This is a genomic window from Mangrovibacter phragmitis (genome assembly GCF_001655675.1).
GTDB lineage: Bacteria > Pseudomonadota > Gammaproteobacteria > Enterobacterales > Enterobacteriaceae > Mangrovibacter > Mangrovibacter phragmitis.
In genome coordinates, this window is sequence record NZ_LYRP01000020.1 from 1 (window position 1) to 2,872 (window position 2,872).

The window sequence follows — 2,872 nt, forward strand, 5'->3', positions numbered from 1 at the left end:
AAAAGCAATAAATACAGAAAGTTACTCTGGCGTTATGGGGTAATGCAAAGTATGAGTCGCAGAGGGAATTGCCTGGATAATTCGCCGATGGAAAGAGTCTTTCGCAGCCTTAAAAGTGAATGGCTTCCGAATGGTGGTTATGGTGATTTTAGCCATGCGGTACGCGATATAAACCAGTGGATTAATGGTTATTACAACGTTTATCGACCTCACACGAACAACGATGGTTTACCGCCTTGCTTACATGAAGAAAAGTGGAAACAGGTTATCCCGGTGTCCTGATTTTGTGCTCCACTACAGTATGTTCCGGTTAAAACATACAGTCTGGGCGGAAAAATTACCCCCTCCAGTAGCATCATCTGACATGTTCAGTACCGTTGAGCTGTATTTGTACAGATACACAGTTTATACTGTGTACGTAGATTAACGGAGGTTCTCTATGAAACACTCTCCAGAAAATAACGCTCAAATCCTCAGCCTTAATGCACCCTCCATGCGTTTAACAGGAACGCGGCGTCAGCGGGCAGAACAGTTATTGTCAATGTTCGACGAGGCTGAGGAAAGGATTAAGAGAGAAAATCAACAACGTGGCAATCGAGAAACGGTTTATTCAACGAGTTGAATTTATGATCGATTTTGCTTATGCCAGTGCCAAAATGGGGTACGGTAAGCAAGAGTTTGCACAAATGAACTTCACCTTGGGTGAACGTCTGATTGATACTGTCACGCGCTTTGCAGATACTTTCGAAGCAAGGCATTACTTCGAAATTTACACTGAAAATGATGAAAAAGGTTGGGGAAGACTCAAGGCAACGGATTCCCTGAAAGAAGATGATCGTGCCCGCGCCGGCCTTGGCTTTTATGCAGGATTCTTCCACGGGCGCGTTATCGCAGGAAAGAATTTTAGCTGAATAATCATGGCTTAAGTCACCAAATATTCCAGTTCCGTATGGACCAAACTCAATGCCTACTGAAGCCCAACCTTAATACCGAACTCTTTACTATATCCTGTAGAAACAGAGAAGTAATGTACTTCCCGGCCGGCAATTTTTCCTCAGATACGAATTTTTATCATATAGACTACATATACAGATAATATCATTTATCCCCCGCCAAAAAAGGGAGGGGTATTTTAAAAAATACAAGAATTATTAATCAGTTATAATTATTTGCATACTCCCACCGTCAGGGATATCGCGTATTTGCAATGCAATATTAGCTCTTGCTATCAGTGCTTCATTGGACTTGCACATATATAGATTATCTAATTCATATTCACCACCAGCTACGAATGGAATTCGGGGAATCAGTCGATATCCTGAAGGTAGTTTTCCATTCGATATTTGCCACGAGTGAGCCAAAGCATAACCCGTAATTACATTGTAATCGGACAATAAACGTTCACACCAATCATTTATTGTCAATGCCATCTTGTTAAACTCTGCTGTTTCTGGTTCAAATGAATAAACGCCATCATGTCGTAGACAAAATTGCCCGCCAAAAACATCTTCGGCAAAGAATAATGCATCTGTTGCCAGATCTTCGTAAGAATTTATCCATAGCTCTTTTTTATTCCAGTCCTTTAAGCCTATTTCACTATCAGTGGTGTCGTAGGGAAAAACATGCAATGAAGATTCAAAACCATAAAACCCATTTCTCTGCTTCAGTAATGAATCTAATTCTTTTGATATTGATGAATTAAATAAAGACTGACAGTCCACAACGGACTTTTCCTTCGATAACTCATCACTACAAATTGCCAGTAGTCTTTTTACAGAGTCACTCATTTTTACCATCTCCACCTGTTTTTATGGTCACGGATGAACCATCTGGCAATCCTCGACATTGCGCCCCTATACATGCTCCTGCCCCTCTGTTATCAGAAGGGGATACTGGTCTAACGGAAGCCCCTGCACCACCTTCTTTAAACATCGCAGGGGGATATTCATCCCTATCCATCCCCTTCACCATTGGAGTATCTCTCAACGATTGCTGCCGCCGTTGAGTTGCGCCAGCACGATCAATTGTTAAAACCGTTGGTTGACCTGCTGCCTGAGCATCCTCAATGTGCTTAGCTGACTCAGGATACTTAGATTTGTTAATAATGATAACCTTTCCGCCAGCTCCTTGCACTGTTCCATCATCATCTATGACTCCAACCGATAACGGATTGATCGGGATAACTTTTACCGGGCGGTTGCCGATTTCCTTCTCATGCTCTTCTTCATATCCCTCCAGCTCTCCCAGCGTATTATTCTCAACCGTCGTCTTCCCGGCCTGTGCGCCTGATACTACCGAACCGGTGCTGTTCCCTGCAAGCCCGCCAGCCAGCCCTGCTGTCAGGGTCGATAATGCACTGATTGTCTGCCGTTCTGACTCCGTCAGCGCTTCTGGGCGTTTTCCATATATCTCCTGCGCCAGTAATATCCCTGTCGCTTCACCGGCTGCTGCGCCGGTTGCACTCACCAGTGCGTTCTGCCCCTGTGCCCGGGCAAGGGCAGCATTCACCACCGCATGCGCCATGACACCCGCCATCGCACTGTTCGGGGTGATGTATTTCCCTATTTCATTCGCAATATACGGCGCTGCTGCGCCAGCCACCGAACTGTTTATATTGCCACTCGCCAGGCCACTTATTGCCGCAGTGGCAGCAGTAATCGCCCGTTGCAGGTCACTGCCCGTACCATACTGTTGCGCTGTTGATTTATAACTTTCTGTATTTTCAACTGACTTATTGTATCTATTCCATTCATCCTGACTTGCTCCTGCCTCCGGCTCTTTAGTTCCATTTTTGGCCAGTTCGGCCTTACCCGCCTCTATGGCACGAAGCTGCCCTTCTGTTCTGGCTATATCACCAACCTGAGAGCCGATT

5 protein-coding genes and 1 pseudogene are annotated in these 2,872 nt (G+C 45.0%); 3 read left to right on the forward strand and 3 right to left on the reverse strand.

What is annotated here, in order from left to right:
- The 3 genes from A9B99_RS13050 to A9B99_RS13055 form a co-directional block, all read left to right on the forward strand.
- A partial coding sequence (locus tag A9B99_RS13050) for an integrase core domain-containing protein (RefSeq protein WP_156519056.1) occupies positions 1 to 282 on the forward strand: 282 nt, incomplete at its 5' end.
- Positions 283 to 439: 157 nt separating this feature from the next.
- A complete protein-coding gene (locus tag A9B99_RS23865; protein WP_156519057.1) occupies positions 440 to 622 on the forward strand; it encodes a hypothetical protein in 183 nt (60 codons plus the stop codon).
- A 4-nt stretch (positions 623 to 626) separates the two neighbouring features.
- Complete coding sequence (locus A9B99_RS13055) at positions 627 to 911, forward strand: hypothetical protein (RefSeq protein WP_156519058.1); 285 nt, start codon at positions 627 to 629, stop codon at positions 909 to 911.
- A 3-nt stretch (positions 912 to 914) separates the two neighbouring features.
- Here the strand turns inward: A9B99_RS13055 and A9B99_RS24505 are convergent.
- From A9B99_RS24505 to A9B99_RS13065, 3 genes and pseudogenes are all read right to left on the reverse strand, one after another.
- A pseudogene (locus tag A9B99_RS24505) lies at positions 915 to 965 on the reverse strand (hypothetical protein); the annotation flags it as partial.
- 186 nt (positions 966 to 1,151) lie between these two features.
- Positions 1,152 to 1,787: an SMI1/KNR4 family protein gene (locus tag A9B99_RS13060; RefSeq protein ID WP_064598152.1), complete on the reverse strand. Its 636-nt coding sequence runs from the start codon at positions 1,785 to 1,787 to the stop codon at positions 1,152 to 1,154.
- Positions 1,780 to 2,872: VENN motif pre-toxin domain-containing protein (locus A9B99_RS13065; RefSeq protein WP_197499275.1), on the reverse strand; the 1,093-nt coding region annotated here is incomplete at its 5' end. The genes A9B99_RS13060 and A9B99_RS13065, both read right to left, overlap by 8 nt.